The organism is Natranaeroarchaeum sulfidigenes (assembly GCF_017094485.1).
Taxonomy (GTDB): Archaea; Halobacteriota; Halobacteria; order Halobacteriales; family Natronoarchaeaceae; genus Natranaeroarchaeum; species Natranaeroarchaeum sulfidigenes.
On record NZ_CP064786.1, the window covers coordinates 1,160,970 to 1,187,249 of the forward strand.

At 60.4% G+C, this 26,280-nt stretch carries 29 protein-coding genes; 18 read left to right on the forward strand and 11 right to left on the reverse strand.

Features of this window, described 5'->3' with window-relative positions; genetic code table 11:
* Positions 1–32 precede the first annotated feature (32 nt).
* On the forward strand, positions 33–998 hold the full coding sequence (locus AArcS_RS06085) for a ring-cleaving dioxygenase (RefSeq protein WP_238479590.1): 966 nt from the start codon (positions 33–35) through the stop codon (positions 996–998).
* On the opposite strand, the gene AArcS_RS06090 is transcribed toward AArcS_RS06085, so the two are convergent.
* The 3 genes from AArcS_RS06090 to AArcS_RS06100 form a co-directional block, all read right to left on the reverse strand.
* A complete protein-coding gene (locus AArcS_RS06090; RefSeq protein ID WP_238479591.1) occupies positions 995–1,270 on the reverse strand; it encodes a hypothetical protein in 276 nt (91 codons plus the stop codon). The two genes, AArcS_RS06085 and AArcS_RS06090, sit on opposite strands and share 4 nt — an antisense overlap.
* Before the next feature lie 27 nt (positions 1,271–1,297).
* Complete coding sequence (locus tag AArcS_RS06095) at positions 1,298–2,143, reverse strand: M14 family metallopeptidase (RefSeq protein WP_238479592.1); 846 nt, start codon at positions 2,141–2,143, stop codon at positions 1,298–1,300.
* Between the two features lie 244 nt (positions 2,144–2,387).
* A complete protein-coding gene (locus tag AArcS_RS06100) occupies positions 2,388–3,458 on the reverse strand; it encodes a radical SAM protein (RefSeq protein ID WP_238479593.1) in 1,071 nt (356 codons plus the stop codon).
* Positions 3,459–3,579: 121 nt separating this feature from the next.
* Here AArcS_RS06100 and AArcS_RS06105 point away from each other — a divergent pair, with 121 nt between their 5' ends.
* Together AArcS_RS06105 and AArcS_RS06110 are read left to right on the forward strand one after the other, a co-directional pair.
* Positions 3,580–3,897, forward strand: coding sequence for an Htur_1727 family rSAM-partnered candidate RiPP (locus AArcS_RS06105; protein ID WP_238479594.1), 318 nt, complete (start codon positions 3,580–3,582; stop codon positions 3,895–3,897).
* Position 3,898: 1 nt separating this feature from the next.
* Positions 3,899–5,110: a TIGR04347 family pseudo-SAM/SPASM protein gene (locus AArcS_RS06110; protein WP_238479595.1), complete on the forward strand. Its 1,212-nt coding sequence runs from the start codon at positions 3,899–3,901 to the stop codon at positions 5,108–5,110.
* Here AArcS_RS06110 and AArcS_RS06115 read toward each other — a convergent pair.
* From AArcS_RS06115 to AArcS_RS06125, 3 genes are read right to left on the reverse strand one after another with little or no spacing between them, the layout of a single operon-like run.
* Entirely contained in the window at positions 5,050–6,240 is a 1,191-nt protein-coding gene (locus AArcS_RS06115; protein WP_238479596.1) for an ABC transporter ATP-binding protein, read from the reverse strand. The two genes, AArcS_RS06110 and AArcS_RS06115, sit on opposite strands and share 61 nt — an antisense overlap.
* Complete coding sequence (locus tag AArcS_RS06120; protein WP_238479597.1) at positions 6,237–7,055, reverse strand: ABC transporter permease; 819 nt, start codon at positions 7,053–7,055, stop codon at positions 6,237–6,239. Before AArcS_RS06120 ends, AArcS_RS06115 begins: the two co-directional genes overlap by 4 nt.
* Positions 7,052–8,005 carry an extracellular solute-binding protein gene (locus AArcS_RS06125; RefSeq protein ID WP_238479598.1) on the reverse strand — a complete coding sequence of 318 codons (954 nt, stop codon included), beginning with the start codon at positions 8,003–8,005 and terminating at the stop codon, positions 7,052–7,054. Before AArcS_RS06125 ends, AArcS_RS06120 begins: the two co-directional genes overlap by 4 nt.
* A gap of 205 nt (positions 8,006–8,210) precedes the next feature.
* Between AArcS_RS06125 and AArcS_RS06130 the strand changes: the two genes are divergently transcribed.
* The 7 genes from AArcS_RS06130 (at position 8,211) to sufD (ending at position 15,255) form a co-directional block, all read left to right on the forward strand.
* Positions 8,211–8,840 (forward strand): helix-turn-helix domain-containing protein, encoded by a 630-nt coding sequence (locus AArcS_RS06130; RefSeq protein ID WP_238479599.1) that lies wholly within the window; start codon positions 8,211–8,213, stop codon positions 8,838–8,840.
* Positions 8,841–9,008: 168 nt separating this feature from the next.
* Positions 9,009–9,683 carry a helix-turn-helix domain-containing protein gene (locus AArcS_RS06135; protein WP_238479600.1) on the forward strand — a complete coding sequence of 225 codons (675 nt, stop codon included), beginning with the start codon at positions 9,009–9,011 and terminating at the stop codon, positions 9,681–9,683.
* Positions 9,684–9,850: 167 nt separating this feature from the next.
* On the forward strand, positions 9,851–10,162 hold the full coding sequence (locus AArcS_RS06140) for a DUF7521 family protein (RefSeq protein ID WP_238479601.1): 312 nt from the start codon (positions 9,851–9,853) through the stop codon (positions 10,160–10,162).
* Between the two features lie 77 nt (positions 10,163–10,239).
* Positions 10,240–11,526 carry an O-acetylhomoserine aminocarboxypropyltransferase/cysteine synthase family protein gene (locus AArcS_RS06145; RefSeq protein ID WP_238479602.1) on the forward strand — a complete coding sequence of 429 codons (1,287 nt, stop codon included), beginning with the start codon at positions 10,240–10,242 and terminating at the stop codon, positions 11,524–11,526.
* A 122-nt stretch (positions 11,527–11,648) separates the two neighbouring features.
* Complete coding sequence (locus AArcS_RS06150) at positions 11,649–12,560, forward strand: ABC transporter ATP-binding protein (protein ID WP_238479603.1); 912 nt, start codon at positions 11,649–11,651, stop codon at positions 12,558–12,560.
* A 51-nt stretch (positions 12,561–12,611) separates the two neighbouring features.
* Positions 12,612–14,042, forward strand: coding sequence for a Fe-S cluster assembly protein SufB (gene sufB, locus AArcS_RS06155; RefSeq protein ID WP_238479604.1), 1,431 nt, complete (start codon positions 12,612–12,614; stop codon positions 14,040–14,042).
* 1 nt (position 14,043) lies between these two features.
* On the forward strand, positions 14,044–15,255 hold the full coding sequence (gene sufD, locus AArcS_RS06160; RefSeq protein ID WP_238479605.1) for a Fe-S cluster assembly protein SufD: 1,212 nt from the start codon (positions 14,044–14,046) through the stop codon (positions 15,253–15,255).
* A gap of 55 nt (positions 15,256–15,310) precedes the next feature.
* Here the strand turns inward: sufD and AArcS_RS06165 are convergent, their stop codons facing one another.
* Together AArcS_RS06165 and AArcS_RS06170 are read right to left on the reverse strand one after the other, a co-directional pair.
* Positions 15,311–16,105: a universal stress protein gene (locus AArcS_RS06165; RefSeq protein WP_238479606.1), complete on the reverse strand. Its 795-nt coding sequence runs from the start codon at positions 16,103–16,105 to the stop codon at positions 15,311–15,313.
* Complete coding sequence (locus tag AArcS_RS06170; protein ID WP_238479607.1) at positions 16,102–17,517, reverse strand: APC family permease; 1,416 nt, start codon at positions 17,515–17,517, stop codon at positions 16,102–16,104. Before AArcS_RS06170 ends, AArcS_RS06165 begins: the two co-directional genes overlap by 4 nt.
* Positions 17,518–17,617: 100 nt before the next feature.
* Here AArcS_RS06170 and AArcS_RS06175 point away from each other — a divergent pair, with 100 nt between their 5' ends.
* The 6 genes from AArcS_RS06175 (at position 17,618) to AArcS_RS06200 (ending at position 23,073) form a co-directional block, all read left to right on the forward strand.
* Positions 17,618–18,253: an IS6 family transposase gene (locus AArcS_RS06175; protein WP_238479608.1), complete on the forward strand. Its 636-nt coding sequence runs from the start codon at positions 17,618–17,620 to the stop codon at positions 18,251–18,253.
* Positions 18,254–18,597: 344 nt separating this feature from the next.
* Positions 18,598–19,689, forward strand: a complete 1,092-nt coding sequence (locus AArcS_RS06180; protein ID WP_238479609.1) for a Gfo/Idh/MocA family protein — start codon at positions 18,598–18,600, stop codon at positions 19,687–19,689.
* 44 nt (positions 19,690–19,733) lie between these two features.
* Complete coding sequence (locus AArcS_RS06185) at positions 19,734–20,702, forward strand: sugar phosphate isomerase/epimerase family protein (RefSeq protein ID WP_238479610.1); 969 nt, start codon at positions 19,734–19,736, stop codon at positions 20,700–20,702.
* Positions 20,703–20,866: 164 nt separating this feature from the next.
* Entirely contained in the window at positions 20,867–21,373 is a 507-nt protein-coding gene (locus tag AArcS_RS06190; RefSeq protein ID WP_238479611.1) for a hypothetical protein, read from the forward strand.
* Between the two features lie 220 nt (positions 21,374–21,593).
* A complete protein-coding gene (locus AArcS_RS06195; protein WP_238479612.1) occupies positions 21,594–21,866 on the forward strand; it encodes a hypothetical protein in 273 nt (90 codons plus the stop codon).
* A gap of 94 nt (positions 21,867–21,960) precedes the next feature.
* Positions 21,961–23,073: a Gfo/Idh/MocA family protein gene (locus AArcS_RS06200; protein WP_238479613.1), complete on the forward strand. Its 1,113-nt coding sequence runs from the start codon at positions 21,961–21,963 to the stop codon at positions 23,071–23,073.
* 9 nt (positions 23,074–23,082) lie between these two features.
* Here the strand turns inward: AArcS_RS06200 and AArcS_RS06205 are convergent, their stop codons facing one another.
* On the reverse strand, positions 23,083–23,934 hold the full coding sequence (locus AArcS_RS06205) for an eIF2B alpha/beta/delta subunit family protein (protein ID WP_238479614.1): 852 nt from the start codon (positions 23,932–23,934) through the stop codon (positions 23,083–23,085).
* Positions 23,935–24,009: 75 nt separating this feature from the next.
* On the opposite strand from AArcS_RS06205, the gene AArcS_RS06210 reads away from it, so the two are divergent.
* Complete coding sequence (locus tag AArcS_RS06210; protein ID WP_238479615.1) at positions 24,010–24,201, forward strand: hypothetical protein; 192 nt, start codon at positions 24,010–24,012, stop codon at positions 24,199–24,201.
* Here AArcS_RS06210 and AArcS_RS06215 read toward each other — a convergent pair whose 3' ends face one another.
* Positions 24,202–24,390 carry a hypothetical protein gene (locus AArcS_RS06215; RefSeq protein ID WP_238479616.1) on the reverse strand — a complete coding sequence of 63 codons (189 nt, stop codon included), beginning with the start codon at positions 24,388–24,390 and terminating at the stop codon, positions 24,202–24,204.
* A gap of 117 nt (positions 24,391–24,507) precedes the next feature.
* On the opposite strand from AArcS_RS06215, the gene AArcS_RS06220 reads away from it, so the two are divergent.
* On the forward strand, positions 24,508–24,813 hold the full coding sequence (locus AArcS_RS06220) for a DUF7969 family protein (RefSeq protein WP_238479617.1): 306 nt from the start codon (positions 24,508–24,510) through the stop codon (positions 24,811–24,813).
* Between the two features lie 172 nt (positions 24,814–24,985).
* Here AArcS_RS06220 and glyA read toward each other — a convergent pair whose 3' ends face one another.
* Positions 24,986–26,242, reverse strand: coding sequence for a serine hydroxymethyltransferase (glyA, locus tag AArcS_RS06225; protein WP_238479618.1), 1,257 nt, complete (start codon positions 26,240–26,242; stop codon positions 24,986–24,988).
* Positions 26,243–26,280 lie beyond the last annotated feature (38 nt).

Below are 26,280 nucleotides of genomic sequence, written 5' to 3' on the forward strand. Positions count from 1 at the left end.
ACTCAAGTTCTCCCACCCCGTAGGAGTCGACGATGACGACTCCAACACCCGGCATCCATCACGTCACCTGCGTCGCTGGCGACCCCCAGCGGAACCTTGATTTCTGGGCCGAGACACTTGGTCTGCGGCTGGTAAAGCGCTCGATCAATCAGGACGACCCCGAGACGTATCACTTCTTTTTCGCCGACGCGGAGGGGACGCCCGGAACGAGTATGACGTTTTTCCCGTGGGAGAATCTCTCGCAGGGCCGTGTCGGCTCCGGACAGGTCTCCCGAACTGCGTTTCGTGTCCCCGAAGGGAGCCTCGACTACTGGGAAGACCGGTTTGACGAGTACGATGTCGACTACGACGAGCGGATCGAGCGGTTCGGCGAGACCGTCTTGCCGTTCCGTGACCCGGACGGACTCCCCGTCGAACTCGTCGAAGTCCCGATCCCTGACGACGATCCAACGGTCCCATGGACCGAGTTCGTCCCCGAAAACGCCGCAATCCGGGGCTTTCACTCGGTGACGCTGTGGCTGGCCGACCCGATGACGACAGAGTCACTGCTCCGGACGATGGGGCTCGAAGAGGTCGGGGTCGAACAGGCGCAGGGCGATGCACCGGGTGACGAGCGAACCCGCTTCGAGGCGAGCGGTCCGGTCGGCAAGTACGTTGACGTCCTACCGACGATCGAGGCCGGTCGACAGGGTCACGGTACCGTCCATCACGTCGCGTTCCAGACGCCGACCGACGAGGATCAGATGGCGATGCGCAAAGCAGTCCAGTCGGAAGGACTCCGCCCGACACAGCAGATCGATCGCCACTGGTTTCGCTCGGTGTACTTCCGCGAATCCAACGGCGTCCTCTTCGAGCTCGCCACCAGCGGTCCGGGCTACGACAGTGACGAACCGCTCGACGCGCTGGGCGAGCGACTGGTGCTTCCGGGACAATTCGAGGATCGGCGGGAGGGCATCGAGAGCGCGCTGGCCGATGTAACCGTCCCGCGGGCGGACTAGGCTATCAACAGCAGTTGCCCGACGGAGATCACTGTGAGGGCTATACACAACGCAGCCATCCCGTAGGCTAGCATCCCGTACTCTGCCGGATTGTCCGTCTCCTCTTTGGGCCTGCGAATTCGAATGATACCAGCAGCCAGCACGGCCAGGGCAGTGAGCAACTGGAACACGGCTGCTACACGGTTGGCGGCCCCGTAGGCGAGTGTCGCCTGTGCGAACAGCACCGTCCCGGCGTACAGGAAACACAGGGTGACGAATCGGTCGGGTTTCATATCCGTATTGTAGTTATACGGTATTGATCACTGCTGTTGTGGCGGTGCGTCGATGATCCGCTGTCGACGACCCGCGTAGCCGAGCATCGACTTGTAGCCGTCAGCGGAGAGCAACACGGGATAAAACGATTCGTCGGCGATCATATCGCCCGCGGGCCCTGTAGCGAACCGCTCTCCTTTTTCGACGTGCTCGAAGTTGTCGACGAGTACCTCGTAGTTCTCGTCCGGAATTTTTGGAATTTGTTCTGCGAGGCGATACACCGGTGTCCCGGTACGTGCGGGTTCATCGAGCGGTCCAACACCGAACTCCTCGGCGAGCTCCACGGCGACATCCGGAGCAAGGACATCCATCGCCCGCAGGTAGGCGAGCGTGAGACGGAGTGCGGTATCTGCTGCTGCATCGCTACCCTGCAACCCACACTCGACTTCGATGGTTCGGACGGCGGCGAACAGCCGCCCCTGAATGAAGTCGCTGGTGTCTACGACTGACTCGACCGGCAGCTGGGCAGCGAGCCGTTCGACCAGCGGATCGACCTGATCGACGACCATGAACGGTTCGGGGTGTGATCGGGTGGAGTGCAGCGAGAGGACGGTACAGCCCTCCAGCCGTTCCGCGAGGTCGACGGCAAGTTTCGATTCGTAGGCATCCTGCGTTCGGTCGCCGGGGAACGCCCGATTGAGGTCCGTATCGACGTATCTAACGTTCGCCTCTAGGGCTCGCTCGTTGACGACGACCAGCATGACGGGCCGCTCGACCGGCGGCGACGCTTCGATGAGCCGCTCGACTGCGGAGACACCACCCGGCTCGTCGCCGTGGATTCCCGCGACGACGGCGACAGTGGGGGTTCCCTCTCCGAGTTGCTCGACGCGCATGAGAGAGGAGTTCGGCCGTGGACGTTTATCGGGTTCGATTCCGGGAGGGGTACTATAGGGCCGCCGTTTGTCGGTGTATGGATTAGGTGATTACAACGACAACCTTGACCCGCTGGCAGACAGCCAGCATGCAATACGACGAGTGCTCGACTGTCGATCCGCCACGTTCGTTCTCCCTTCCACGCCGGTCCGGGGCTGGGCTCTCCGGAGCGGCCACCTCTCTTTCCGATTCCCGATAGCTTTGCTACCCGTCCGCCGGCAGCGGGCCGTCGTACCCCTCCGGTACGTACGGACACAACGGATCGCTGCCCAGAGGGTCGCCAGTCGTTGCAAAGGCTCGCGAACGACTTCCGCCGCAGACCGTCCGGTATGGACACGCCCCACACTTTCCGGTCAGAGCATCCGGATCGCGAAGTCGTTCAAAGAGATCAGCAGTCCGGTAGAGGTCGACAACGGAGTGTTCGCGGACGTTTCCTGCGGACTTCGGGAGAAAGCCCGAGGGGAACAGCTCGCCAGTGTGACTGACGAACGCGAACCCATCGCCCGCGGTGATACCCATTGAGCGACTCCGGCTGCCTGTCGCGTCAGTCCCCTCGTCCTCTCGCCGCTGGATACCGACGCGTCGGTAGTGTGGTGCTTCGGTCGTTTTGACCCCAAAGGGCTCCTCGTCAGCGACCGTCTGCAGCCACTCCATCACGGACTCAGAACGCTCCGGGCTGATCGGCGAGAGTGCCGTACCTCTCCCGATGGGAACAAGAAAGAAGACGCTCCAGAGCACTGCACCGAGATCACGGACGACATCGCGAAGTCCCGGGAGCCCTCCAACCGTCCGCTGACAGACGGTGGAGTTGACCTGCAACGGGATTCCGGCATCGGTGGCCATTCGGGCGGCAGCGATCGTGTCCGTGTAACTTCCAGCTTCACCGCGGAACGAGTCGTGTGCATCCGGGGATGGGCCATCGATACTCAACGCCATCCGACGCAAGCCAGCATCGGCGAGCCTGTCGATCCGGTCCCTCGTCAGTGAAGCCGTCCCGCTCGGCGTCAGCGTGACGTTCAGACCGATCTCGGTCCCGTACTCAACGAGTTCGATCAGATCGTCACGCTTGAGCGGGTCGCCACCCGAAAAGACGACGAGCTGTCCCTCACCGAATTCGCGCGCGTCATCGAGCAACGATTTCGCCTCTGCGGTCGTCAGTTCCTCTGGATGGCGATCCGGGACTGCGTCGGCACGACAATGATCACAGGCCAGGTCACAGGCCTGTGTCAGCTCCCAGATCAGCACGAGCGGTCGTGTATCGGTATTGATATGCATGGTCGATAGTCCGCCCCGAAGTTAGCGACTGTACTCCCGAACCAGTCATGTACTGGATGTCGATTCCCAGCATCTGAAAACTGGCACGTTGGATTTATATCCCAGTAACAGACCGAACGGTATGAGCGAGGGATCCACACAGGTAGAGAAAGCGTCACGGGCGCGGATCGATGACGAGTCCCGTGGCGACGATCTGGCGGAGTGGGAGCTATTCCTCCGGAACGATGAGGACGCCAAAATGACTCACGTCGGGAGCGTCAGTGCCGCGACGGCGGAGGCAGCTCACGAGCACGCCAGCAAACTGTTCGGGTGGTTTGCGAGCGATGTCTGGATCTGTCCAGCCGAGGAGATGCACCGGTTCTCGACGCACTCGCTCGGGCCGAAAGGTGAGGACGCCACGCCCGAAGACGGAACCGAACCGCGAACCCACGAGTTCTGAGATGATCTCGATCAGCAAACTCCTCTGTGATCTCGATGCCGAGGGCGACGGGCTGCGGTACGACGCTGCCGAGGAGTCCGACAAACCCCAGATTACCGAAGAGAAACAGCGACGTCCGGTCGTCGTCTGGAACACGACCAAACAGTGCAATCTGTACTGCTCGCACTGTTATGCTGGTGCGGAGTCGGCCGCCGCCGCCGGCGAGTTGACGACCGAGGAGGGAAAGGATCTGCTCGACGATCTCGCGGAGTACGGCGCACCGGTAGTTCTGTTTTCCGGCGGGGAGCCGATGGTACGTGAGGATCTGACCGAACTCGTCTCCTATGCGGACGATCAGGGGATCCGTCCGGTCCTCTCGACGAACGGAACGCTACTCAATCGGGAGCGAGCACGCGAGTTGCGCGACGCCGGGTTGAAGTACGCCGGGATTTCCGTCGATGGACTCCCGGAACGCAACGACCGGTTCCGCGGGCAGGAAGGCGCGTTCGAGGCAGCGCTCAACGGAATCCATGCCTGTCAGGACGTCGGCCTGAAGACCGGATTACGCTACACGATCACCGAGATGAACGCGCCGGATCTCGAAGGTGTCGTCGACCTGCTCAGCGACGAGGGCGTCGACCGGTTCTGTTTCTATCACCTCGATTACGGTGGACGCGGTGCGGAGATCAGTGACGTCGATCTCACGCCCGAGAAGCGACGTGAGGCAGTTCGACGGCTCTGTGACATGACTCGCGAGTATCACGATCGGGGCGAGGAGATCGAAACGCTGCTCGTCGGCAACTACGCCGATGCTGGATTTCTCGTCGAGTACGCCCGCGAGGAACTGGGAGAGGCTCAGGCCGACCGCATCTACCGATACCTGCGGCGCAACGGCGGTGATCCGGCTGGCGAGCGCATCGCCGATGTCGACTATCAGGGGAACGTTCACCTCACGCAGTTCTGGCAGGGCTACAGTCTCGGTAACGTCCGCGACCGGCCGTTCGGCGCGATCTGGGAGGACGAGTCAAATCCCCTCCTCGCCCGACTGCGCGAGCGCACTGACCACCTGAAGGGCCGTTGTTCGAACTGTCAGTATCAGGAGATCTGTCGTGGTGGGTCCAGACTGCGCGCACTGGCGATCCACGACGACCCATTCGCGCCCGATCCCCAGTGTTATCTGACGTCGGAGGAGAGAGCGTCCTCCTCGGCGGCCCCTCCAGCGCCCTCGGATTGACCGTCAGCGGGTCGATCTGGACCACTTACAGCTATCGGTATCCGTTCACCAGTCTCCGCGTCGAACACGAGCAGATCCTCCGCGGGAATCGAGAGCCCCCACGACGTGCCGACAGCCGGGGGCTCCGACCGGCACTCGACGATCAACTCGTCGGTTCCATCAGTCCGACAGACGATATCGTATTTCGTTCCACGATCGATGACTCCACTGACCGTTACGGTAAACACTGCTGTCCCTCCCGCCGAACACGCATCCGTGTCCTCGCCGTTCTCTCTGGGGCGGAATGAGAGGTGCCGAGGGCGAACGTTGACGGTGACAGCGCGTGTGGCGTCGGATGTGGTCACTCGATCGATGTTCAGTGACGCACCGGCAGTGGAAAGGGTAGCCGGACCCTCGCCATCGATCGATCCGGTGAGGGTGTTCGTCCGGCCGAGGAACCCGGCGACAAAAGTGTTCGGTGGCGATTCGTATAGCTGCCGAGGCTGACCGATCCCCGCAACTTGCCCGTCATGCATGACAACCAGTCGGTCGGCGAGCGCCATCGCTTCTTCCTGATCGTGCGTGACGAAGATCGTCGTCACGCCGGTCTGGCGCTGAATGCGTCCGATCTCGTCGCGGAGCCGCGTTCGAAGGGAGCGATCCAGCGCGGACAGCGGCTCGTCGAGCAGCAGGACGTCCGGTTGGGGGGCAAGCGCGCGGGCGAGTTCGACCCGCCGTTGCTGACCACCGCTCAACTCGTCGGGGTACGCTCCGTCCCGACCATCGAGACCGACCAGATCGAGGTATTCTCTGACACGCTCGTCACGCCGGTCGGTCCCCATCCCGGTCGCTTCGAGCCCATACGCAACGTTTTCCGCCACAGTCATGTGAGGAAACAGTGTGGACTGCTGAAAGACGACGCCCACCTGTCGGTGCTCTGGGGGGCGCTCGGTGACGGCCTCGCCGCGCAGGGTGACAGTTCCTGCGCTCGGGGAGAGGTGACCGGCGATCGTCTGGACGAGGGTGGTCTTGCCACAGCCACTCGGGCCGAGCACCCCGACTAGCTCACTGGAATCGACGGAGAGCGAAACGTCGTCGAGTGCGAGCTCGTTCCCGTAGCGCTTCGATAGCTCGTCGACAACCAGTGTCATCGGTCGATCACCGTGGGGACGCGGCCCACGTACTGTACCGCGGCGAGGACGGCAAGCGTGATCCCAAAGAGCGCAAGGGCAACCGGAAGAATTGCATCGATCCCGCCGGCGATGAACTCGACCCAGATCCGTGTCGGCATCGTCCGTGGGTTGTACGCCACCATCATCGTCGCGCCGAACTCGCCGATTGCACGTGCGAAGGTCAGGACGATACCGGCGACGATTGCGCCCCGAGCGAGCGGCAAGGAGACGTTCCAGAACGTCGCAAGCGGACCGTGGCCGAGCGACCGAGAGGACTGTTCGAGGCGTTCGTCGACTGCGGCAAAGCCCGAGCGGGCGGTGATAACGACGAAGGGAGCGGCGACGAACGTCTGTGCCAGCACGACCCCGATGAGGCTATCAGTCAGGGGGACACCGGCCGCCGTTGCGGCGGCACCGATCGGCGTGAACCGTCCAACAGCTGTCAGGAGCATTGCTCCACCGACAACTGGTGGAACGATCAGCGGGAGTATCACGAGCGCCTCGACCAGACGTTTTCCGGGGAACGATCGTCGCGCGAGGACGTACGCGAGCGGGACGCCAAACACAGTCGCGATCAGCGTGGCAACAGGCGCGGTGAGCAGCGAGTTTCGGATCGCCGTCCGAGCCTCCGGAGTCGAGAGTCCGGCGAGGACGTCGACTGACCCGGTACGAACGAGAAAGGCGAGAAACGGGACTGCGAAGTAGACGACGAGGAGTCCGCCGAGCAGACCGGGAACGAGCAGTCCAGAGAAATGGTCGCTCCAGCGGGAACCGGTGGTGTTCGCAAGCGTCACAGCTCCAGCACCTCCGGGATTGCTCCAGCCGGTCGTGGGAGCGCATCGCCGACAGTTAGCCCGGCATGCTCCAGCAGGTCGGGGGTATCGGCGAGGAATTCGACGAGCTCGTGTCCGGCTTCGGGGGCATCAGCCTCATCGTGGACCGTCACATTGTAGAGGATCGGACGCCCTTCAGCCGTGTATCCCTCCTCGTCGGTCGTGAACTCGACTGTTGCGTAGTGGTCTGCAAGCTCGGGATCTGCGAAGTTGTACTCCTCCGGGAACTCGTGAAACGGCATGTCGTGATCGACCGCCATATTCCGATACACGACTGATCCGGCGCGCGACCCGCTTTCGACCCCAGCCATCATCTGGGGCTCCTCCGGCTCCCGATAGGTCAGTTCCAGCATTCGATCCCGAAACTCCTCCAGATCGTACCTGCGCCCCGCCAGCTCGAACGCCTGTACGGCCCGGTATCCCAGCGGATCGAGATTCGGATCGCCGATCGAAAGGTCCCCTGGCTCGGTATCGAGGGCCGCCTCGTACCACGGCACACCGTCTTCGAGTCGGGTCCCGAAGGCGGTCTGTTCGTTGTACCCGATCCCGACGCTGTTGGATGCGAACTCGACGTCCCAGTCCGTGACCTCGTCGTAGAGCCGATCGCGTAACAGTGTTGCGTCAGCGCTTACGATTACATCCGGATGTTTCGTCCGATCTTCGACCATCCGCATTACTGCGTTTGCCCCGTAGTACTCGCCGTGAACGTCAATGCCCGTCTGGTCGGCGAACGCCGGTCCGATGTGATCCTCGAACGTCCGGGCGAGGCTCCCCGCGGAGAGCACCCTAACGTGGCTTGAACCGCCGCCCAGACAGCCTGCCACCGACGCCGAGGTAAAGAGTGCGCCAGTCGTGGCGAGGACGTCGCGACGGCTCGTTCGTCGCGGCGCGCGTGGGTCTGTAGACTGCATCGAACTGATGTAGCCCGGACACGAATATATAACTGTTCTCCATTCCCAAATTTGTAAAATGAAATTATTATAGGTTGCGTCAATGCCAGCAACGCCACTGTTTTGGGGCTCATCAAGAGCACCCTGAACCGACACCCGTTACGATTACGAATGGAGGCTCTGACAATCTCAAAATACTTTCCTCTCCGGACCGTACCGTCGGGCAATGTCACGACCTGGCTCCACCCGACAGGAGTTTACTGACGCCGCTTCCGGGCGGGTGTTACAGGTGGAGCTTTCCGTACATCGAGATGGTTCCTTGCTCTGTCCGATCAACGACATCGAAGGGACGATCGAAGACATGCGAATCAACGCCATCGACGGGTGTTGTCACTGCGACATCCGAGTGACCGACGAGCAGGGCTGTACGGCGATCGTTCAGGCGTCGGGGACGATCGAATCCGACTGCTTTTGTAGCACCTTTCAGCGTCACAGCTGTGTCCCGCAGATCTGTAGTATCGATGACGACCTTGTAGTCGCTCGCACGTACGTCGACGGGCGAGAGACAGTAAGCGAACTCATCAGATCGCTCGGTGAGATCGCGGACAGCGTCTCGTTACACCGCTTGACGGTTGCTGGTGAGGACGGACGTGACACCGTCACATTCGACCTCTCGAAGCTAACGAGCAAGCAACGGGAAGCACTCGAACTCGCCGTTTCGCGCGGATATTACGACACGGATCGGAGCGTCGATCTCGCGACGATGGCTGACGAGTTGGATATCTCGAAATCCGCGCTGTCACAGCGGCTCCGTGTCGCCCAGTCGAAGCTCGTCGAGGATCTATTCTCGGAGTGACTCCCGAACCAGTTCGGTACTTAAAATACTCTACTGATACAGCATAGCACCTACCGTCACTGGGCCACAATGACCGGATATGATGAAGCAGTCCGGTCCAGCCCTCTCTCGCATCCGTACAAGAGACGTGAACCGACCGCTACCTGGATCCCTTCTGGAGCCACCACTATGACACAGACAAAACTAACGGTCACGCTACCGGACGGGACGTGGATCAAGGATATCTCCTCGGCCGTCCCCGATGCCCGCTTTCGTGTTCTCGCAGCGATGCCCGGCGACCGGAAGGGGTTCGGTCTCGTTCGCGTCTCCGGTGGGGGTCTCGGAGAGGTGCTCGAACGGATGAGTAACCACGATGCACTGACCTCGGTCGAACTGTTGCAAGGCTCGGAAAGCCAGGTGCTCGTTCAGTTCGAGACAACGAGACCGTTGCTCCTGTTTTCGGCTCAGGAATCGGGCGTACCGATAGAGCTGCCGATCGATATCAAGGACGGTGTCGCGACCATCGAGGTGACAGCCTCACCGGACCGTCTTTCCATACTCAGCAACCAACTCGACGCGTTTGGACTGGAGTTCGAGGTCGAATCCGTCAAGCCACGCGTCGACAGGGAACAGTTGCTCACCAGCCGGCAACAGGAGCTGATACAGGAGGCAACGTCACGGGGCTACTACGACACGCCCCGCGAGTGTTCGATGACGGAGCTCGCCGAGGGGGTCGGTATCGCAAAATCGACGTGCAGCGAGACGCTACACCGTGCAGAGGGGAAGATTATCAAAGAGTTCGTCTCGGAGCTGGACGACCAGCCCACAGCGGAGCCTTCAGGTCGTACGGCCCAAGACTCTTGACGGGCTCATTCTCACTCGCTGAGAACATAACTGTTGATTAATAATGTTGGATTCTTGTTCTTCTTCACATAGGTGCAACATGATGGACACAACAGACACAGCGGGTCGGTCACTACTTTCCGACCAGTGTAAGGGCACGACACCCACGACTGCCGGGGTGACCGCCAATGGATAGGATCTCGGCTATCATCGTCGGTGCACATACAGTCATCTCCGTCTTCGGAGGCGCAATTACCGTCTTTGCCTATCGGGCCTACACCAGAACGAGATCGAAACAGCTCAAAGCGCTGGCGGTTGCGTTCGGTGTGTGTACCGTCGGGACACTGGTCAGTCTTGGCGGACACCAGCTTGGACTGCTGGCGCTGCTGGAGGCCGTTGCGCTACAGAGTCTCGCTATCGCTGCCGGATTCGTACTGCTGGCGTACTCGTTACAGACGGGCTATTCAGCGACTTCTCCGACTGGTCACTCCACCAGGTGAGACGCACACAGTGTCAGTCCGTGGCGTCGAGGGCGGCCGCGTGCTTTTATATCCCGTGGGAAACAACGGATCGACGTATGTCCGATAACGACTACGGCTTCTTTACTGACAGCGTACACGCGGGACAGGCCCCCGACAAGTCGACAGGTGCGAGAGCGCCGCCGATCTACCAGACGACATCCTACGTCTTCGACGATGCCGAACACGCCGCATCGCTGTTCGCGCTCGAAGAGCCCGGCAACATCTACAGCCGGATCATGAACCCGACCAACGGGATGCTGGAAGGCCGGCTCGCCGCGCTAGAAGGTGGAATTGCTGCGATCGCGACTTCCAGTGGAATGGCAGCGCTCGATCTGGCGACGTTCACGCTCGCATCGGCGGGAGACAATATCGTGACCTCCTCCTCGTTGTACGGCGGGACCTACACTTACTTTACCCACACCGCGCCGCGCCGAAACGTCGAAGCACGGTTCGTGGATACGCTGGATTACGACGCCTACGAGGAGGCGATCGACGAGGACACCGCCTACGTCCATCTGGAGACGATCGGCAACCCCGCGCTCGTAACGCCGGACATCGAGCGGATCGCGGAGATAGCTCATGACAATGGTGCGCCGTTGTTCGTCGACAACACCTTCGCAACGCCGTATCTCTGCAATCCGATCGAACACGGTGCAGACCTGATCTGGGAGTCGACGACCAAGTGGATCCACGGTTCTGGTTCAACGATCGGCGGGATACTGATCGACGCCGGAACGTTCGACTGGGACGCGGAGAGCTACCCCGAGATCGCTGCGGAGAACCCGGCCTACCACGGGATGAACTTCAAGGAGACGTTCGGCGACGCCGCATTCGCATACACCGCCCGCGCACGAGCGCTCCGGGACCTCGGTAACCAGCAGGCCCCCTTCGACGCATGGGTTACCCTGCAGAAACTGGAGACGCTCCCACTCCGAGTCCAGCGTCACTGTGACAACGCGATGGCCGTCGCGGAGTATCTCGACGGCCACGATGCGGTCGCGTGGGTGAACTATCCGGGCCTCGAACACCACGAGACCCACGAGGAGGCGACGGAGTACCTCGACGGCGGGTACGGCGGGATGATCACCTTCGGACTGGAAGACGGAAAAGAGGCAGGGCGGACGCTCGTCGAATCCACGGAACTTGCCAGTTTGCTTGCGAATGTCGGCGATGCCAAGACACTCATCATCCACCCCGCAAGTACAACGCACCAGCAGTTGACCGAGGAAGAACAGCTAGCCAGCGGCACGACCCCTGATCTAGTACGGATCTCGGTCGGACTGGAAGACGTCGAAGATATTATCGCCGACCTGGATCAGGCGATCGAGCAGGCGACCTCGTAACGTTTGCGAGCAATCATTTCGATTTTGCAAAAGTATTTTTCTCGAACGATAATTGATTGCGTGAAATCCGAAACCATTATGGGTGGCGCTACCCACCCTACGGATGACAGAGGTACATATCAATGGCTACGCTTCAACTCAACAATCTGCACGCGAAAGTGGCGGAAGAAGACGGCGAGAAGATCCTCGACGGCGTCGACCTCGAAGTCAAATCCGGAGAGATCCACGCCCTGATGGGCCCCAACGGTAGCGGGAAGTCCACTACGGCGAAGGTAATCGCTGGACACCCCGCCTACGAGGTAACGGAGGGCGAAGTGCTGCTCCACCTCGAGGAGGGCGAGTTCGGTGACGAGATCGAGATCGACGAGGACGACCGGACGTGGAACCTCCTCGAACTCGAACCAAACGAGCGCGCCGCGCTCGGTATCTTCCTCGGCTTCCAGTATCCGGCCGAGATCGAGGGCGTCACGATGACGAACTTCCTCCGAACGGCGCTCAATGCCAAGATCGAGGAGCGCGAGGAGCTCTTCGAGGAAGACGACGAAGAAGAGGCCGAAAGCGAGGACGAGGGCTACGAAACCTCACCGATGGAGGGCCCTGCCGACGACGGTGACATTGGCGTCTCTGAGTTCCAGGAGATCCTCCGCGAGAAGATGGAACAGCTAGAGATGGACGAGAAATTCGCCCACCGATACCTCAATGCTGGCTTCTCCGGCGGCGAAAAGAAGCAAAACGAGGTCCTTCAGGCTGCGATCCTCGAACCCTCGATCGCCGTCCTCGACGAGATCGACTCCGGACTTGATATCGATCGCCTGCAGGATGTCGCGAACGGGATCAACGCCCTGCGCGACGAACAGGGAACCGGTATCCTCCAGATCACCCACTACCAGCGGATCCTCGACTACGTCGAGCCCGACCACGTACACGTTATGCTGGACGGTCAGATCGCCCAGAGCGGCGACGCCGAGTTGGCCGAGAAGCTCGAGGACGAAGGGTACGACTGGGTACGTGAGCAGGTCTACGAGACCGCGTAACCGAATCCAGCTAGAAGCAGGCCTATAAACAACCAGACGTAATTCAAACCAATGAGCTCAGATCAAGACCACCTCAAAGAAACCAACACTGAAGACCGCTTTGCGTTCAAGAACGAACACAAAGCAGCAGTCACCGCGGAGAAAGGCCTGAACGAAGAGACGATCAGGCTGATGTCCGAGGACAAGGACGAACCCGACTGGATGCTTGAGCGGCGCCTTCGCGCGCTCGAGGTATTCCAGGAGATGCCGATGCCAACTGACTGGCCCGCGATGCCCGACCTCTCGGAGGTCGACATCAACAAGATCGTCCCCTACATCCGTCCCGACGTCGAACTCCGTGAAGGAACCGACGACTGGGAGAACCTACCGGACGAAATCAAAGACACCTTCGACAAACTCGGCATCCCGGAAGCCGAAAAAGAGGCGCTCTCGGGCGTCGGCGCACAGTACGAGTCCGAGGTCGTCTACCAGAATATGAAAGAACAGTGGGAGGAAAAGGGTGTCATCTTCATGAACATGGACCGCGCGGTCCAGGAGCACCCCGAAATCGTCAAGGAATACTTCATGACCTCCTGTGTCCCCCCGAGCGACAACAAGTTCGCCGCGCTGCACGGCGCAGTCTGGTCCGGCGGTTCGTTCGTCTACGTCCCCGAGGACGTGCAGGTCGAGATGCCGGTGCAGGCGTACTTCCGCATGAACAGCGAAGGGATGGGCCAGTTCGAGCACACGCTCATCGTGGCCGAACCCGGCAGCGAGGTCCACTACATCGAGGGCTGTTCGGCACCGAAGTACTCCCACTTCAACCTCCACTCCGGCGGCGTCGAAGTGTTCGTCAAGGAGGACGCTCACGTTCAGTACTCGACGGTCCAGAACTGGTCGCGAAGCACGTACAACCTCAACACCAAGCGCGCCATCGTCGAGAAGAACGGGACCATGGAGTGGATCTCCGGATCGATGGGCTCGAAGGCCACGATGCTGTATCCGTCTTCGATCCTCAAGGGCCGTGGCGCGACCGATAACCACATCACTATCGCCTTCGCGGGCGAGGGTCAGGACATCGACACTGGCGCGAAGGTCTACCACAACGCGCCGAACACGAAATCGACCATCGAGTCGAAGTCCATCGCGAAAGACGGCGGCCGCACCAACTACCGCGGACTCGTCCAGATCGCCGACGGCGCCGAGAACTCCTCGACTGCCGTCGAGTGTGACGCGCTGATGTTCGACAACGAGTCGACCAGCGACACGATGCCGTACATGGAGATCGAGGAGTCGAAGGTCAACGTCGCCCACGAGGCAACCGTCGGAAAGATCGGTGACGAGGATATCTTCTATCTCCAGTCGCGCGGTCTCGACGACGACGACGCCAAACAGATGATCGTCTCGGGCTTCATCGAGCCGATCACGGAGGAACTGCCGATCGAGTATGCAGTCGAGCTCAACCGACTCATCGAGCTCGAGATGGAGGGTTCGCTCGGATAATATGTCCACGCAGGTACACGCCACAATCGACGAAAGCACCGTTCGCCAGATCTCCGACGAACTCGACGAGCCCGACTGGCTCCTCGAGACGCGTCTCGACGCCCTTGCGGCGCTCGATGACCTCCCGATGCCGTCGGTCATCCAGACGCCCGGCCGCAAGTGGACGAACCTCGAGGACCTCGACTACGAGAGTCTCGTCGATCCGCTGAACGCCGCCGAAACGAAAGATCAGGTCGGCCCCGACGAGGTCGACGTTCTCTCGTGGAGCGAGGCGCTTGCCGAACACGAGGAACTCCTCGAAGAGCGCTTTGGCTCGATCGTCGACCCGCAGGAGAACTACCTCACCGCGCTCTCGACTGCTCTCTTCAGCACCGGAACAGTCGTCTACGTGCCCGAGGGCGTCGACGCAGAGGACGTGAAAATCCGGACCGAGATGAACAGCCGTTCGCTGTTCAACTACACGCTGGTCGTCGCCGAGGAATCCTCCTCGGTGACGATTCTGGAGCGACAATCCACTGGCGAGCACGTTGAGGGAGAGCGCTACTACAGCGGGATCGTCGAGATCGACGCTGCCGAGAACGCACAGGTTCAGTACGGCTCCCTCCAGAACCTCTCGGAGGAGACGTACAACTTCACGCTCAAGCGCGGCGACGCTGGCACGTACAGCAAGATCAACTGGATCGAGGGCAATATCGGCTCACGCCTGACGAAGACCGAGGTCTCGACCGAACTCAACGGCGACTCCTCTGAGTCCCAGATCGTCGGTGCCTTCTTCGGGCACAACGACCAGCACTTCGATCTCGACGTCAAGGTCTGGCACCGTGGCGAGCACACGACCGCCGACCTCGTGACCCGCGGCGTCATCGACGATGTCGCCCGGACGGTCTACGAGGGCGTCCAGGACGTGGGCCGCGACGCGTGGGACACCAGCTCCTACCAGCGCGAGAACACGCTGATGCTCAGCGACGAGAGCGAGGCCGACGCCTCCCCGAAGCTGATCATCAACAACCACGACACCGAAGCGAGCCACTCCGCGACGGTCGGACAGGTCGACGCCGAAGAGCTCCTGTACATGACCTCCCGGGGCATCGACGAGCAGCAGGCTACAGACATGCTCGTGGAAGGCTTCTTCGTCCCCGTTCTCGAAGAGGTTGCTGTCGACGAACTCCGCGAGGACCTCAAAGCGAACGTCAAACAGCGGCTGCGGGACTGACGCGAAAAGAGAACTTTTGGATTATTTTATTCGACCACGCAGATAGCGACTGCTCTCATTCGGACTCCTCGCCATCTATCTCGTCTTCACCGTCATCTGTCGCCTCCTCGGCTGCTTCGGCGATTTCAGCGTCAGCGTCTTCGATGTCACGCGGTTGCCGAATCCTGACGACAGGTAGCATGAACCGTTCTGCGACCTTCTGACTCGTCTCTCCGAACAGGAACGTCGTCACGGACGGGTTGGACTCACCGAGAACGATCGCGTCGTAGTTGTTGGCGATCTCCGCGATCCGATCAAGGGGGGTGCCTGAGGTTTCGATCCGTGACTCGACCCGGTCGTCGGAGACGCCCGCCTCCTGCAGGACAGCACTGGTTTCGTCGAGCAGCGCGGTTCCATCGATATCGCTGTCCGGCGTTGCGACGTGCAAGAGTGTAACCGAAATGTCCGTCCTGTGCAGGAGACCACCGACAACGTCGACGATTCGATCGAGGATGACGTCGCCACGGACGGCAACCAAGACGTCTTTCATCTCGGTGGCCGGGTTCAGCACCATCGTCGCGTCGGCGTCGACTTCCTCTGCGACCCGGTCGATCGACTGGTCGGAATCCTGTGTGAAGACCATCCGCTTTTCGACCGTGGCCCCAACCCCTTCGAACTGCTCGGCTATATCAGTGAGTCGGTTCTGTGCTCGTTCTTCGAACTGTTCTCTGGCCTGCCCGGGAGCCGTCTGTTCGGGCAGGACGTGATACCCGACCAGCACGACGCGAGCGTTAGCCAGCAGCTCGACGACGCCCTGTTCGATACCTTCGCCTTCGAGTACGCGCACCGGAACGATGATTGTGGGTTTCATAGTACACCTTTGAGTCGAACTTCGCGTGCGTAGTAGCGGTGCCAGACGACCGCCATCACCATGATGATGCCGCCGACCGCAATGGAGACCCGGCCCATGAACGCGATCAGACCGAAGCTCGAGACGGCACCGACTGCCGGCAACAGCGGGTAGCCGGGCATCCGGTAATCGGGATCGTACCAGTCCGGGGGATTCCGCCGGAGTACGATCAACGCGATACAGATCAGCCCATACATGACGAGATGGAGGAAGGAGGCGACCTCCGCGAGCAGTTCGACCTGTCCGGTGGCAGTCAGGACGACGATCGGCCCGCCCGCAAGCGCGAGCGCGATGTGTGGTGTCCCATAGCGGAGGTTGATTTCGCTAGCCTTGGCGGGAAGCAACGCGTCCTTGCTCAGGGCGTAGATCGCCCGCGAGGAACTGAGGATCGATGCGTTTGCGCTGGAAAACGTCGCAAGCAACCCAGCGAGCAGGATCGCGACCGCGCCACCCGTGCCGAAGAACTCGCGGCCGACCTCGACCATCGCTGTCTCACCGAATCCTTCTAGCGCTTCACTTCCGACCGCGCTCGTCGCGACGAAGATAGTGACGACGTAAAAGACGGTTACGATCAGCACCGAGCCGACCATCGCGAGCGGGAGATTGCGGGATGGGGATTTGATCTCCCCCGCGACGGTTGCGATCTGAGCGAAACCGAGATAGGACGTAAAGACAAGCGCTGCGGTCGTCAGGACCGGGAAGTACCCCTGAGGTGCGAACGCCTCTGGAACCGATTCGGCACCGAATACGCCCAGCGCGTCAAGCGAGCCATAGGTCAAAAAGACCGACAGTATCAGGAGGAGAAACCCGACAATGAGGTTCTGAAGCTTCGCGGCGTTTTCCGTCCCGGTTGCGCTGAGCACGGTGAGAATAACGCCGAATGCAACCCCAAGAGCGATGCTCGCTGACCCGGGCAAAGAGATGCCGACTTCAGCTAGCGCCGCCCCGGCGTACTCGCCAAAGCCAACGAGATAAAAGGCTGACGCGAACACGAGCCCCAGCCAGAGACTGATCCCGACGATTGCGCCGTACACTGATCCAAGCCCGCGGGAGATGAAGTAGTAGCCGCCGCCGCTTCTGGGCATCGCCGTCGCCAGTTCTGACGCGGGTAAGGCGACCAGGAGTGCAACGACGCCGCCGATCGCGAAGGACACAGCAGCAGCCGGGCCTGCCTCACCCGCTGCAAGCCCGGGAAAGACGAAGATACCCGCACCGATCATCGTCCCGACACCGATCGCGAGGCCACCGACGAGGCCGATCGTTCGTTCAAGCTCGGTGTCATCGTGAACAGTCGCCTCCTCGGTCATCTCGACATCGTCCACTGCTGGAGGGTCTCCTTCGCCTGCTCTTCCCTCGTCGAGAGGTCTGTCCATACAGGAAGAGATTGCGTGAGGGTTATAAAACACGGGGAGGGCTGGCGGCGGTGTTCAGATACGGATTGAAAGATGAGGCGGTGCGTTTTCAAAGTGTTCTATGCCCGAAAACGCCCGCCTCATCGGTAGTATTGACCAGATTGACGTAGAGTTTGTTGAACGCGAAGCGACACCGGAACTGCTCATGAAACTTGGTATTCAGCTCCATCTTACTGGACTATCACTTTCGAATATCGTTTCCATTCTCGAAGTATTCGGTGTCAAACGGGCTCGGTCAACCGTACACAACAGGGTTCACAAGGCAGATCTACAGCCCGAAGCTGGTCAAAGTCCGGATCACGTTGCGGTTGATGAAACCGTGATCCGACTCAATGGACAGCAGTACTGGCTGTATGCGGCTGTTGATCCGGAAACAAACGAATTACTCCATACAGAGCTTGAATCAACTACTACGACCGTCCTTGCTCAGTCGTTTCTTGCCACAGTACGGGAGAAACACGATGTCGAAGACGCGGTGTTTCTCGTCAATGGCGCAAGCTCGCTCCAAACAGCCTGCTCACGACACGGCCTCGATTTCAGTTACGAAAAACGAGGAAATCGGAATAGTGTTGAACGTATCTTTCGGGAGGTAAAACGACGAACTTCTTCGTTTAGTAATAGCTTTAGCCACGCCGAACCAGAAACTGCTGACAACTGGCTCAGATCGTTCGCCTTCGCATGGAATCAGCTTATCTGAACACCCCCGCCTGAGGGCCGGTCGTTGCAGAGTATCTGTGAGACGATGACGGCGTGGACGAATCGCGGGGCGATTCGTTCGCACACCAGAAATCTCTGATTTCTGGGGACGCTGTATCCCCGCCCTACTGCGCTACTCGGTCGCATTGCTCCCTGCGTTGTCGTCCGAGAGACGCAGTCTCTCGTGATCACGAGAATCTTCGATTCTCGAACGACTCCTTGAGGACGGGGCATTAGCACCTGGATTTTCGGTAAACCATGCCTCAGGGAGCGGCCAACGGCGGCGAGTAGGAAGGGGTAGTTCACACCTGAAAGAGTTATACCGTTCACCGGCTGAGTAAAAATATGGATAGAAACGACGTAGAAGTCGGAATCGTCGGGCTCGGAAATATCGCGCGACACCACGCGAACAAACTCGTGGACGCGGGCGCGACGATAGTCGGTGGCGTCGACATCAGTGAAGAGGCCAGAGCGGGATTCTCCGAGGAGTATAACGTGCCTACCTACGAGGACCACACGGAACTTTTCGAGCAGATCGACGCCGTCATCGTCACTACGCCGAACCGGTTCCACGAGGAGTATGCGGTCGACGCGCTCGAAGCGGGGCTCGACGTCCTCCTCGAAAAGCCATTGGCACACTCCCTCGAAAGCGCCGAGCGGATCGCGGCGGCAGCGCGTGATGCCGAGGGGTTCTGTATGGTCGGTTTTCACAGCCGATTCCACCATCAGGCACGGATTATTAAGGAGGAAGCGGAGTCGGGAACGTTCGGTGATGTCTCTCACGTCGAGGCGAACTACATTCGTCGTCGCGGGATCCCAGGACGCGGGTCGTGGTTTACCAACAAATCGGTGTCCGGTGGCGGTGCCCTGATCGATATCGGCGTTCACGCGCTCGATCTCGCACTACACTGTCTCGATTATCCGGAAGTCGTCGAAGTCAGCGGCCAGACGCGTGCCGAGTTCGGTACGGACGAGGAGTACTCCTACGTGACGATGTGGGGCGAGGATCGCGGTGCAGACGAGTTCGACGTCGATGACTCCGTGACTGCGCTGATCCGGTGTGCGGACGGCCAGACGATATCGCTGGAAGCCGCGTGGGCGACGAACCGACCGCCGAGCCAGGAGTTCTACGTTCGCGGTACGGATGGAGGCGCGCGTTTTGACAAGGCCACCGGCGACCTGACCCTGTACGACGCCGACCAGCGCGGCGCGCAAAATCTGAAAACGACGGACGTCGAGGTACAGGAGCACAACGCACACACTGAAGAGCAGGCGGCATTTCTGGACGCTGTCGCTACCGGTCAGCCCCCCGAGCTGAACACCGTCGAGGAAGCCCTCACCGTCCAGCGGATCATCGACGCGATCTATCGCTCTAGCGAGACCGGTCGCGCGGTCGAAATCGATGACGAAGTCGGGACAGAGCTACTGGCAGACTAGCGCCTCTCCGAAGTTTTTTCTCCGTGACTGCTGATGGTTCACCTATGGAGATTGGTGTCCATACCCCACCGCTTTACGACAGATCCTTCGGTGAAGCGCTCGCGTATCTCGATGACATTGGTGTCGACGCCGTCGAACCCGGCGTCGGCGGGTGGCCGGGTGACGACCATCTCGACCGGAGAGCACACCTCGATGACGAGGACGCCCAGTCCGAACTCGCCGAGCTGCTCGACGAGCACGACATGCGGATCAGCGCGCTTGCAACCCATAATAATCCGATCCACCCGGACGACGAGCGCGCTGCAGAGGCGGATACGGAACTCCGTGAGGCGATCGAACTCGCTGGACAGCTCGATGTGAACACGGTGACGTGCTTCTCGGGACTACCTGCTGGTAGTCCGAACGACGAGACCCCGAACTGGGTTACTGCTCCCTGGCCGGGCGAGCACGCGGAAGCTCATGAGTACCAGTGGGAGGAAGTAGCAATTCCTTACTGGTCGGAGATCGCCGAGCATGCGGCTACCCACAGTGTTGATGTCGCCATCGAAATGCATCCCAACATGCTCGTCTACGAGCCACACGGCCTGCTACGCCTGCGCGAAGCAACTAACGAGCGGATCGGCGCGAACTTCGACCCATCACATCTGTACTGGCAGGGAATCGAGATCACGGATGCGATCCGATTGCTGGGCGAAGAGGATGCAATTCATCACTTCCACGCCAAGGATACTCGGGTCTACGAGGAGCAGGCCCGCGAGAAGGGAGTCCTCGACACGACGCCGTACACTGAGGAAGCCGAGCGGTCGTGGCTGTTCCGCTCGATCGGCTACGGTCACGGGGAACTGCACTGGAAGGATGTCGTCTCGACGCTCCGGATGGTCGGCTACGACGGTGCGCTCTCGATCGAGCACGAGGACTCGCTGACCTCCTCGATAGAGGGTCTAGAGAAGGCAGTCGAGATGCTCGACCGAGCTGTCTTCGACTCCCAACCCGGTGACGCTTTCTGGGCGTGAGTCGACAGTAATCTTTCCATTCTATCCCGTTGTTACCAGTAACGCAACGTTAGTACCCGATAGTTTCAATCACTTGCAGGTAGTAGCCGACCCCGTTCATTTACTTTCCATCACTCTGATATAACGCCGGGCTTATAATGGTGGACTAATGAGATTCTCCCGGTATGGCAGTAGATAGTGCGGATATCGAGGACGGATCAGGAGTGGGAAAAAAGATAGAGCAACGTATACGTCGGCTCGAAGAGATCCTTAAGCGGCCGCGCACGCAACAGCATATCGGACGGTCGGCAGGACTATTTTTGGTGGCAGGTATCGGCTTCGGCGTAAGCGGTCTGCTGGTCGGAGCACTTTCCGGTGTGGCCGGTATCAATTCGTTCGCGGCACAAACTGCGCTCGGGTTCGCCGTCCTGTTACTGCCCCTCGTTGCACTTGGGACCGGAACGCTGACTGGACTGACGTTCAACGCAGAGCGAGAAGCCGTGTTGCTGGCAGCGGGTCTCGGCGCAGCGTTCGGGTCCGTCGTTACGAGTCTTGTCGTGTATCTGCTCGCACTCCTCGTCGACATCGGCGGAATCGGTGCAACGCTATCAGTCGGGGCACTCGCCGGTATCAGCATCGGGACGGCGGTGACGGCAGTACTGGCAGCATTGATCACGAGCCTCGTCAGGTGAACTACCCACCCTACTTAGCCACAGGCGTGGCTTCCCTGAGGATTGGATCGTCTCGCCCCTTCTGATAGAATACCGACTAGTTGTCTACCGTTGACATGGTAACTATTACACTGTTCTAGAGGACCTAATAGCACCGATACCAGCCTGATCCATGCTAGCGCTTCTCTATAATTATCTGTAATCTGAAAGGTTTTTATCCCCGCGGACCATAGGAGTTGATATGACAATCCCACCACAGCCAAAGCAGGGACTGCCGTCGCGACCGACCGAACCACCAACGCTCGAGGGCATGGTTGCGCTCCTTGGGCTCATCATCGGTGTTTTCGCCGTAATGAGCTATCCGGTCGCAAGCGCCATGGCGATCGTCACAGTCCTCGGTTCCGTACTGGGTATTCGGTACCACCTCGCGAACCGGTCAGAGGCGGATCGACGTCGGACACGAACCATTCACATTCCCGGTATCGGAGCAATCGAATATCGAATTACGGCGTGATCAACGCGGAAACGCCACCGACCGATCCTGGCGGATGCGTGGGTCTCCACGACGTACCAAACTACTAATTACCGGACACACCGAACTTGGACCTATGACACTGCAGGTCGGCGTACTCGGCTATCGGTTCATGGGACAGGCTCACGCGAACGCGCTGGCGCGGCTACCGATGTTTTTCGAGGACGCACCGGACGTCGAGCGCGACGTCCTGATCGGGCGCGACGAGGCAGCACTGGATAGCGCCGCCGACCAGTTAGGTTTTGATAGAACATCGACCGACTGGGAAGCCGAGATCGACGAGGTCGATGTGTTCTACAACCTCGGTCCGAATCACGTCCACGCCGAACCCTCAATTGCCGCGCTGGAATCGGGGACTCCCGTCTTCTGTGAGAAGCCGCTGGCACCAACGCTTGATGTCGCAGCGGAGATGGCGCAAGTGGCACGCGATGCTGATGTGCCCGCCGGGAGCGCGTTCAACTACCGCTTCGTCCCCGCAATTCGCTACGCGAAGGGATTGATCGAGGACGGCAAGCTGGGGGAAATCCACCACGTTCGTGGTCGGTATCTCCAGGACTGGCTCGTCGATCCCGACGCGCCGTGGTCCTGGCGGAACGACGCAGAGCTAGCGGGCAGCGGCGCGCTGGGCGACCTCGGGAGCCACACGATCGACCTCGCACGCTTCCTCGTCGGCGAGCAGGCAGGCGAGATCGAACGGATCTCGGGTCACCTACAGACGTTCGTCGACGAGCGGCCGGTCGAGGGGGGCGACGAGACGCGGTCGGTTACGGTCGACGACGCTTACTCAGCACAGGTCGAGTTCGAGAGTGGAGCGATGGGAACCTTCGAGGCTTCACGCTTTGCCAACGGTCACAAGAACGACCACACGATCGAGATTCAGGGTTCGAAGGGGAGTCTGAAGTTCTCGCTCGAACGGCTCAACGAGCTAGAGGTATTACGGGAGGACTCGCGGGGCTACGAGACAATCCTCGTTACGGACGAGACCGATCCCTATATCGAGCACTGGTGGCCGCCGGGCCACGTTATCGGCTGGGAGCACACCTTCGTTCACGAGAACTACGAGTTCCTCTCTGCGGTCGCCGACGGCGGCGAGTTCGAGCCCAGCTTCGAGGACGGGCTTGCCGCTCAGCAAGTGCTGGATGCGATCGAGCGAAGCGACGCCACGGGAGAGTGGGTCACCGTGGAGTAGCCAGCGCTCCTATGACTCTAGCTCCCCGTCGTCTGTGATGATCGTATCCACAAGCGATAACGGCGTCGCGTCGTAGCCGGGGTTCTCGATGTCGAACCCTTCCGCTGGCTCCCGCATCACCTCGCTAACGGGTCGATACTCGTTCTCGAAGACGAACCGCTTGCCAACGATCTTCGAGCTGGCACCGACGGCCACCATCGGTGTCCCGACTTCGTTGGCAGTTGCTGCAAGCGGGAACGTCCCGATCCGGTTGTACATGTTGTCGTCCACGATCGACGTGATTCCCGTGATGACCCGGTCACACTCGGGTAGGTGGTGGCCAGCAGCGCTATCGACGATCAGATGCGTTTCGATGCCGTCGAGTCCGGCCAGTCGACGCGCTGTCCGGCGACCAAGATAGCGTGGCCGTGCCTCCGTCACGTAAACTTCGAGCTCACGCCCGTCCTCGACGGCCCGTTCCAGCCCTGCGAGTACGGTCGAGGAGTAATCGTGTGTCAGTATCGTCGAGCCGTCCTCGAACAGCGGTACCGCATTCGCTGCGGCGTCCTGTTTCTCGCGCCGAACGTTTTCGATCACTGTATCGACTGTCGACCGCGTAACGGCTTTGGCATCCTCGACATCCGTGAGGTCAGCAGTGCTGACTGCGTCCACGATATCGGCCATCGCGTTCTGGAGGATTGCGTGTGATGGATTCGCCCGGCGAAGGACGCTTGCGTTACGTTCCAGATCACGCTCGTACTCCTCTACGGTCGTCACTTCCCTGTCGGCGACCGTCAGAAGCGCCCGGGCGGCTTTGATAGCGACGTTCGAGGCGCTGTGTGTCTGCATGTCTGCGATCTCTTCGACTGTCTCGTCGATCATGTCGGATTATTCATTGCACGGAGCCATAGCACTTGCGGGGGTCGATTGAAGTCCCGCGCCGATCACAGATCACGTATGGGACTGACCGACGATCCCGAACTCGTAATCGGTGTGGCATTGATGATGCTCGGCAGCGTCACACTGATCGCTTCGACGACAGGTATGGATCTCCCCTTGCTCGGACTCGTTCTTGCAACACTGCTGTTGGCGGTCGGGACCCTTCTTGTCGGCCTCGATTTCGGGCTGTTTTCGGACAAACAGCCGTAGTCACACACTGGTCGTCTCGACGCGCTGTCGGAGGATCCGTATCCCGATATAAAATACGCCCGCCACGACGAACAGGAACCCGGCAAGCAATACCAGTCCAGCGTCAACGAGGAGGCCAAGGAGTAACACGAGCACGCCGAGCCCAGCGAGTAGCTTCACGATCAGATCGAGGACGCCCAGTTCGGCCATCGAGACCCAGTTGAACGTACCTATGAATAAATCCCCATGGCCGGGATACCTGTGCTGTCGCGAGGCGAGTGTTGGCACTGGGACAATCCTGATACCCGTCGGTGCCCTAGAGCGAATGTGGTTTCCGTAACGTACACGTGCCCCTACTGTGATACCGTCGTGGAGATCGATCGGGATGCGTATCTGGCCGACAAGTCGGTTACAAGAGAGCCCCTCGCTGGCTACGAGTATTCGTCCACCACGGGGGCGTACGAAGACGCTGACGGCATCGAATTCGTCTGTATCGGCCGACCGGAAACGGAGTCCGGCGACGAGGGCTGTGGCCGCACGTTCTATCTCAATTACGTCAGATTCGAGGACGGGCGGGAGCGAGATGACGGGCCCTCTCTGGAGGATACACCACGGTTTGACTTCCAACCGTAGACGGCCGCCGGGACGGTCCCCGTGTGCTATACCCTGACGGACAACCAGGCTATAGATTTTGAAGTATGAAGATACAGTATTCGAAGTATAAAACTATAGTATTCGAAGTCAGGTGAGTCCACCACCGCGTCGTCACCCCGGCTCTTACCGGACAGCAAAAAGACCGGTGGAGCTACTCGTACAGGGGGTGCTCGGCACAGAGGTCGTCGACAGTCGTGGCGACGTCCTCGACTGCGGCGTCCACTTCGTCTTCGGCGACGGCATCGACGATCTGGGCGATGCAGTCGCCGACGGTCTCCATCGCGTCGGTGTCGAAGCCGCGGGTGGTCAGTGCGGGGGAGCCAGCACGGATGCCGCTCGGGTTGAACGGGCTTCGCGTCTCGCCGGGGACGGTGTTGGCGTTGAGGACGATACCTGCCTCTTCCAGTGCCTCCTCGGCGTCTCCGCCGGTAACATCGGGATGTGAGTCGCGCAAGTCAACGAGCACGAGGTGGTTGTCGGTGCCGCCCGAAACCAGCGTGAAGCCGTGCTCCTGTAGCCGGTCGCCGAGCGCCTGTGCGTTCTCGATCGTCTGTGCGGCGTATTCCTCGAATTCTTCGGAGTTGGCCTCGCCGAAGCCGACAGCCTTGCCAGCGATGTTGTGCATGAGGGGGCCGCCCTGTCCGCCGGGGAAGACTGCCTTGTCGATGTCGTCGGCGTACTCCTCGTCGCAGATGACGATTCCGCCCCGGCCCGAGCGGATCGTCTTGTGGGTCGAGCCGGTGACGAAGTCGGCGACGCCGACCGGCGACGGGTGGACGCCCGCGGCGACGAGCCCCGTGATGTGGGCCATGTCGGCGAGATGGAGTGCGCCGGCGGCGTCGGCGGCTTCCTGTATCTTCTCCCATTCGACGGTTCGTGGGTATGCGGAGTAGCCCGAGACGACGATATCGGGATCGAACTCCTCGGCGTGCTCGCGGACGGCGTCGTAGTCGATGTAGCCGGATTCGGCGTCGACCTCGTACTGCTCGACCTCGTAGAGCTGGCCGGTGAAGTTGGCCGGGTGGCCATGGGAGAGGTGGCCGCCGTGGGTCAGGTCCAGCGAGAGGATCTTGTCACCCGGTTCGAGCATGGCCAGATAGACTGCCTGGTTGGCCTGCGTCCCGGAGTGGGGCTGAACGTTAATGTGATCGCCGCCCCAGAGTTCGTGGGCACGCTCGATTGCGAGCTCCTCGATGTCGTCGGCGTACTCACAGCCCGCGTAGTAGCGAGCACCGGGATACCCCTCGGCGTAGTTGTTCGTCAGCACACTCGACTGGGCTTCGAGCACCGCCTCGCTGACGTGATTCTCGCTCGCGATCATCTGCAAGCTGTTGCGCTGTCGTTCTACCTCGCCGACGAGGGCGTCGGCGACCGCGGGATCTGACTCCCGAACGGCGTCGTAGTTCATACGTCTACGTCGAGGGCCGATGGCGTATAATTGTACCT